We start from the raw sequence: 6860 nt of genomic DNA, 5'->3' as shown, positions 1-6860 counted from the left end.
CTTCACGACTTGCAGCTTGAAGCTGTCGTCGAATGCCCTGCGTTTTTTGGTCATGAATAACTCCTCGATAGATGCATTTTCCACCTATCGGGGTGTCCGGGGAAATTAGACCACTGCAAGCCCCTCACCCTAGCCCTCCCGAAACGTCGGACCGCCCGGAGGGAGAGGGGACTGACCGAGGTGTCATGCGTTATACGCCGACCTGCAATATTGAGTCGAACTCAGGCTCTGAAAACAACCGAGATCCGCTCCCTTTCCCCTCTCCCCCTTTGGGGGAGAGGGCTGGGGTGAGGGGGAAACGATCTCCCGGTCACCACAAACTTCAGACCAAAAAAAGCCCCTGAATATCAGGGGCTCTCTTCATCATTCATTTACTCAAGCCAGCCACACAGCAACAAATCACCCGCGGTGACGACCACGGAAATAGTTGATCAGACCTTGAGTAGACGGGTCTTCAGCAACCGATTCTTCGCTGCCGACCAGGCGGTTGTAGACGCCTTTGCCCAGTTCCTTGCCCAGCTCCACGCCCCATTGATCGAAGGCGTTGATGCCCCAGACCACGCTTTGCACGAACACTTTATGTTCATACATGGCTACCAGTGCGCCGAGACGACGCGGGCTGATGCGTTCGACCACCAGGGTGTTGCTCGGACGGTTGCCCGGGATCACCTTTTGCGGCGCGATTCGCTGCACGTCTTCTTCGCTCATGCCCTTGTCGCGCAGCTCGGTCTGAGCCTCGCCCAAAGTCTTGCCGAGCATCAGTGCCTGGCTCTGCGACAGGCAGTTGGCGTACAGCCACTGATGGTGATCGGAGACCGGGTTGAAGCTGACGATTGGCACGATGAAGTCGGCCGGAATCAGTTGGGTGCCCTGATGCAGCAACTGGTGGTAAGCGTGCTGACCGTTGCAGCCGACGCCGCCCCAGATCACCGGGCCAGTATCGGTCGACACCGGGGTGCCGTCCTGACGCACGCTCTTGCCGTTGGATTCCATGTCCAGCTGCTGCAAGTGCTTGGTGATGTTGCGCAGGTAGTGGTCGTACGGCAGGATCGCGTGGCTCTGCGCGCCCCAGAAGTTGCCGTACCACACGCCGAGCAGGGCCAGCAGCACCGGCATGTTCTGTTCGAACGGCGCGCTCTGGAAATGCTGGTCCATGGTGTAGGCACCGGACAGCAGTTCCTTGAAGTTGGACATGCCGATGGCCAAGGCAATCGGCAAACCGATGGCCGACCACAGCGAGTAACGACCGCCAACCCAGTCCCACATCGGGAAGATGTTTTCTTCGCGGATACCGAACGCCACAGCCGCAGCGTTGTTGCTCGATACGGCGATGAAGTGACGATACAGCTCGGCTTCCGAACCACCCTGAGCCAGGTACCACGCGCGCGCGGCCTGAGCGTTTTTCAGGGTTTCGAGGGTGTTGAACGACTTCGACGAAACGATGAACAGCGTGGTTTCGGCGCGCAGTTTCTGCGTCAGTTCGTGGAACTCGCTGCCGTCGATGTTCGCCAGATAATGGCAACGCACGCCTTTCTGCGCGTAGGACAGCAACGCTTCGGACACCAGCTCAGGGCCGAGGAACGAGCCACCGATACCGATGTTGACCACGTCGGTGATCGGTTTCTCGGTGTAACCGCGCCACAGACCGTCGTGGATGCGGCCCACGAGATCGGTGATCTGGTTCAGTACCTTGTGCACTTCAGGCATCACGTTGACGCCGTTGACCGACAACTTGTCGCCTACCGGACGGCGCAGGGCGGTGTGCAGTGCCGGGCGGCCTTCGGAGGAGTTGACGATTTCGCCGTCGAACAGCGCTTTGATCGCGCCTTTCAAATCGACTTCATTGGCCAGACCCACCAGCAGGTTGCGGGTCTCGGCGTTGATCAAATTCTTCGAATAATCGAGAAACAGGCCGCAGCTGCTGAGGGTGAATTGATTGAAGCGCTGCGGATCGGCGTTGAAGGCTTCGCGCATGCTGAAATCCTGCATGGCTTGGCGGTGATCTTTCAACGCTTGCCAGGCGGGCAGAGCGGTAACGTCGTGAGGAGTGCGGTAGTACGCCATCGCTGCGATTTTCCTTTTTACTTGAACGGCCTTATATACACGGATCAGGCGGCCCCGCCATGTTTGGGCGAGGCGCCAACTGCGTCGACACGATTAAATGGCGCAGGGCGAATACAGTAAACCTCGCGCTGCCATCTGTCTTGACTTCTTCTGACCAGTTTCCGGTACTTTTCTAACATCGTGGCTGCGAGGGACCGACAAACGGTCAGGCTGGCGTGTCGAGATTCAGATGCAGGTTGTCAATCAACCGTGTGGTGCCGAGGAACGCCGCCACCAGAATCACCAGATCACGATCCTCAGCCGTCGCCGGACGCAAGGTCAGGGCATGGCGGATTTCCAGGTAATCCGGACGCAGGCCAGCCGCTTCCAGCTGTTGCTGTTGCGCCTGAATCAGCGCCGGGAAATCGCGTTCGCCTTGCTTGATCGACTCGGCAATGGCGCTCAACGTGCGATACACCACCGGGGCCACGGCGCGTTGTTCTTCGCTGAGGAAACCGTTGCGCGACGACAGCGCGAGGCCATCGGCAGCACGTACGGTCGGCTCGCCGATGATCTGGATCGGCATGTTCAGGTCGTGCACCAGCGCGCGAATCACCGCCAGTTGCTGGAAATCCTTCTGGCCGAAGATCGCCAGATCCGGCTGGACCATGTTGAACAGCTTGCTGACCACCGTCGCCACACCTTCGAAATGCCCCGGACGACTGGCGCCGCACAGGCCTTCGGAGAGTTGCGGCACGCTGACGCGGGTCTGTCCGGCCATACCGTCGGGATACATCTCCTCAACGGTGGGGGCGAACAGCAGCGAGCAGCCGGCTTCGAGGAGTTTTTCCTGGTCCGCCGCGAGCGTGCGGGGGTACTTGTCGAGGTCTTCGCCAGCGCCGAATTGCAGCGGGTTGACGAAAATGCTCGCGACCACGAAATCCACGCGTTGCGTGGCTTTGGTCACGAGCGCGACGTGGCCGCTGTGCAGGTTGCCCATGGTCGGCACGAAGCCGATGCGCTTGCCCTCGCTGCGGGCGCGGGCTACAGCGGCGCGCAGTTCGCGTACGGTTTTAACGGTGTTCATGCAGAGAATCCGTGTTCGATCCCAGGGAAAGTGACGCTTTTGACTTCGCTGACGTAAGCCTTCAGCGCGGCTTGAATGGTGTCCTGCTCTAGCATGAAGTTCTTCACGAACTTCGGCACGCGGCCAGTGATCGACAGGCCAAGCATGTCGTGCAGCACCAATACCTGGCCGTCAGTGGCGCTGCCAGCGCCGATGCCGATCACCGGAATCTTCACTGCCTGGCTGATTTCGGCGGCCAGTTCGCTCGGCACGCATTCGAGCAGCAGCATTGCCGCGCCGGCCTGCTCCAGCGAGATCGCATCGGCACGCATCTGCCGCGCTTGGTTTTCGTTGCGGCCCTGCACTTTATAGCCGCCGAGAATGTTCACCGCTTGTGGGGTCAGGCCCATGTGCGCGCAGACCGGAATGCCGCGCTCGGCCAGCAAGCGGATCGACTCGGCCAGCCACAGTGCGCCTTCGACTTTAACCATGTGCGCGCCGGCCTGCATCAGCGTGGCGCTGTTGATCATGGTTTGTTCGAGAGTGGCGTTGGCCATGAACGGCAGGTCGGCCAGGATCAATGCATCGCTGTTGCCGCGTTTGACGCTGGCAACATGGTAGGCCATTTCCGCAGTGGTCACCGGCAGGGTGCTGTCGTGACCCTGCAGAACCATGCCGAGGGAGTCGCCCACCAGCAGCACTTCGACGCCGGCCTCGTTGCAGGCATGGGCGAAGGTCGCGTCATAGCAGGTCAGCATGGTGATCTTTTCACCTTTCTGCTTGAGACTCTGGAGCGTGGTCAGGGTGATGGCTGGCATGTAAAAAATCCTCGTTCAGGCGCTCTGGAAACTACTGCGAGTAACGCGCGTGATTCTTCATTAACTCAGGCGCACGCTCTTTTTGTCGTGCTTATAAGGCCTGGATTGCGCCCGTATGTGCCGGGTTGGCGGCAGCGGGACGCCTATAGTCGTGAGGAGACATCAGGAAGTCAATTGCGTGTGTTACCGCGTTGTTACGAGGGGAGTGTTACCGGCGTTACTGATGCGATTCAGCGGGGCGGCGGGGTTGATTTGCAGAGATTTTGTCCTACAAATCCCAAGCGTTGGCGGGGCACCTGTGGCGAGGGGATTTATCCCCGTTGGGTCGCGAAGCGGCCCGCCTTTTGATTTGTTCAAAGACAGTTGGGGACTGCTGCGCAGTCCAACGGGGATAAATCCCCTCGCCACACAGGCCCCATTTCACGGGGGGGATTGTGGTTAGGGCTGGGAGAGGCGTTCCAGGCCGACGAACGGGCAGGCTGCTAGAAGATCGGGTAGGGAGCGGCCGTCGGGCAGGCGCAGATCCTGTGGGGCCAGCTCTGCCAACGGATACAACACAAACGCCCGCTCCTGAATCTGATAATGCGGCACTTTCAAGCGCGGCTCGTCGATCAGTCGATCACCGAACAACAGAATGTCCAGATCCAGCGTCCTCGGCCCCCAACGCTCAAGGCGTTCACGGCCCTGATCGTTCTCGATGGCTTGCAAGGCATCCAGCAGATCCAGCGGCGCGAGCCTGCTGTCGAGCGCAGCGACCGCGTTGGTGTAACGCGGTTGGCCCGGCAGCAGTGAGTCGCTCTGATAGAAAGCCGAAACACCGATCAGCGTGGTATCCGGCAATTGCCTCAGCGCGTCGAGCGCGCTGCGCAATTGTTCGGCGGGGTCAGCTAGATTGCTGCCCATGCCGATGTAGACGCGTTCCATGCTTATTCGCCTGTAGCGCTCGGTGCGCCGGCGCGTTTGCGCTTGGAACCGCTGCTGCGTCGACGTTTGCGTGGCGCACCGCTGGCATCATCGCCTTTGCCGCTGAGGTCGCGGATCATGTCGCGACGTTCGCTGTCGTTGGCATCCTGATAGTCAGTCCACCATTCGCCCAAGCCATCGGTCTGCTCGCCGGCGCTTTCACGCAGCAGCAGGAAGTCGTAGCCGGCACGGAAGCGCGGGTTGTCCAGCAACAGATCGGCGCGTTTGCCACTGCGCCGCGGCAGACGTTCCTGCATGTCCCAGATCTCGCGGATCGGCATGGTGAAACGTTTCGGAATCGCAATCCGTTGGCACTGCTCGGCGATCAGCTCATGAGCCGCTTCCTGCATCGCCGGAATCGGCGGCATACCGCGCTCCTGCAAACGCAGCACGCGCGCTGGCAGGGCAGGCCACAACATTGCGGCAAACAAGAACGCCGGAGTCACCGGTTTGTTCTGCTTGATCCGCAGGTCGGTGTTGGACAGCGCTTCGCTGATCAGCGTGTGGGTGTATTCCGGGTTGTGTTCCAGCGCGTCGGCACTGGCCGGGAACAACGGCGCAAACAGTTGCAGATCGACCAGCATTTCGAAGGTGATCGCCGCGTGGCCGGAGAGGAACAGTTTGAGCACTTCCTCGAACAGCCGCGCTGACGGAATCTCACGCAGCATTGGCGCCAGTTCACGGATCGGCTGCACCGTGTGTTTTTCGATACCAAAGTTAAGCTTGGCGGCGAAACGCACGGCGCGCAGCATGCGTACCGGATCTTCCTGGTAGCGCTGTTTCGGGTCGCCGATCAGACGAATCAGGTGATTGCGAATGTCGTGTACGCCGTTGGCGTAATCGAGGATGCGCTCACTGACCGGATCGTAATACAGGGCGTTGATGGTGAAGTCGCGGCGTTGCGCGTCCTCTTCCAGAGTGCCGTAAACGTTGTCGCGCAGAATCCGCCCGCTCTCGTTACGCGAAGACTGATTGCTGTCTTCGTCGTCATCGTTGACCGGGTGATTTGCGCGGAAGGTCGCGACTTCAATGATTTCGCGACCGAAATGAATGTGCACCAGTTTGAAGCGCCGACCGATGATCCGCGCATTGCGGAATTCGGCACGCACTTGCTCGGGGGTGGCACTGGTGGCGACGTCGAAGTCTTTGGGTGTGATACCCAAAAGCATGTCGCGCACGCAACCGCCAACCAGATACGCCTGGTAGCCGGCGCCCTGCAGGCGTTCGACGATATTGACCGCGTAACGGCTGAACTGGCCCTTTTGCAGCGAGTGTTGCCCGCTGTTGAGAACTTCAGGCGTGCTACGGATGTGTTGTGTACGACGAACGGGAGTTCGGAATGACTGGAACAACTTCTTCAGCATGGGATGCACTGTTTGAAGGAATGTTCGGCCAGACCAAAGAATGACCGCATGATGGGCCGGGATTCTAGCATTTAGTCGAGGGATGGTGTAGGGCATGGCTGATTCGAGCTGCAAGCCGCAGGCTAAAGGCGTCGAGTCGTCTGGGAGGGGAGATTTTATCGCGGAGGAGAAACTACAAGGGGAGCCGAAGCTCCCCAAGAAGTAGTTGCGTGCTCTTTTTATTATTGATTCGGGCTTCTTGTTTTTGTTGAGTGCCCTTGCCATGAAGCTTTTGCTTCATGGCCCTCCCAATCGGGAGCCAAGAGCAAACGGATTGCTTTGGTCGCTGAATTGCAGTGATCTCTCGATCCAACCAGTACAGGCTCTGTCTTAGGACAGTTTTTGTTGTTCTCGGCCTGGTCGTGGGGCAAGCCCCAAATACAACGCCTCTCCAAAAGAATCAGTTAGCTGCGCCTCTCGCCGTCTTGTTTTTATTGTGCGTGAGTCGATTCGTCTTATTTTTATTGTCTTGTGCATTGCTTGTTATTGTTCTTGTACCAAACATATAGCAGGGGGCGTGCCAACTTTTGCGAAACCCAGCAAAACAAAGGGTTAGGTCGATATAAC

General features: G+C 59.0%; 5 protein-coding genes. All 5 read right to left on the bottom strand.

What is annotated here, in order from left to right:
• Nucleotides 1-399: 399 nt before the first annotated feature.
• Complete coding sequence (gene pgi / locus ACP7EE_RS27090) at nt 400-2064, bottom strand: glucose-6-phosphate isomerase (protein WP_426206718.1); 1665 nt, start codon at nt 2062-2064, stop codon at nt 400-402.
• A gap of 205 nt (nt 2065-2269) precedes the next feature.
• On the bottom strand, nt 2270-3130 hold the full coding sequence (panC, locus tag ACP7EE_RS27085) for a pantoate--beta-alanine ligase (protein ID WP_426206720.1): 861 nt from the start codon (nt 3128-3130) through the stop codon (nt 2270-2272).
• Entirely contained in the window at nt 3127-3927 is an 801-nt protein-coding gene (panB, locus tag ACP7EE_RS27080; RefSeq protein ID WP_426206721.1) for a 3-methyl-2-oxobutanoate hydroxymethyltransferase, read from the bottom strand. Before panB ends, panC begins: the two co-directional genes overlap by 4 nt.
• 438 nt (nt 3928-4365) lie before the next feature.
• Nucleotides 4366-4851 carry a 2-amino-4-hydroxy-6-hydroxymethyldihydropteridine diphosphokinase gene (gene folK, locus ACP7EE_RS27075; protein ID WP_426238040.1) on the bottom strand — a complete coding sequence of 162 codons (486 nt, stop codon included), beginning with the start codon at nt 4849-4851 and terminating at the stop codon, nt 4366-4368.
• A gap of 2 nt (nt 4852-4853) precedes the next feature.
• A complete protein-coding gene (locus tag ACP7EE_RS27070; RefSeq protein ID WP_420648407.1) occupies nt 4854-6254 on the bottom strand; it encodes a polynucleotide adenylyltransferase PcnB in 1401 nt (466 codons plus the stop codon).
• Between the last annotated feature and the right edge of the window lie 606 nt (nt 6255-6860).

The sequence above is a fragment of the Pseudomonas sp. TWP3-2 genome, from assembly GCF_049897765.1.
Classification (GTDB): domain Bacteria; phylum Pseudomonadota; class Gammaproteobacteria; order Pseudomonadales; family Pseudomonadaceae; genus Aquipseudomonas.
This window is presented reverse-complemented; position numbering and strand designations above follow the sequence as displayed.

What these genes read in the sequence shown, in the direction of transcription:
- pgi (WP_426206718.1), bottom strand. Translation starts at nt 2,064, where the DNA reads ATGGCGTACTACCGCACTCCTCACGACGTTACCGCTCTGCCCGCCTGG.
- panC (WP_426206720.1), bottom strand. Translation starts at nt 3,130, where the DNA reads ATGAACACCGTTAAAACCGTACGCGAACTGCGCGCCGCTGTAGCCCGC.
- panB (WP_426206721.1), bottom strand. Translation starts at nt 3,927, where the DNA reads ATGCCAGCCATCACCCTGACCACGCTCCAGAGTCTCAAGCAGAAAGGT.
- folK (WP_426238040.1), bottom strand. Translation starts at nt 4,851, where the DNA reads ATGGAACGCGTCTACATCGGCATGGGCAGCAATCTAGCTGACCCCGCC.
- ACP7EE_RS27070 (WP_420648407.1), bottom strand. Translation starts at nt 6,254, where the DNA reads ATGCTGAAGAAGTTGTTCCAGTCATTCCGAACTCCCGTTCGTCGTACA.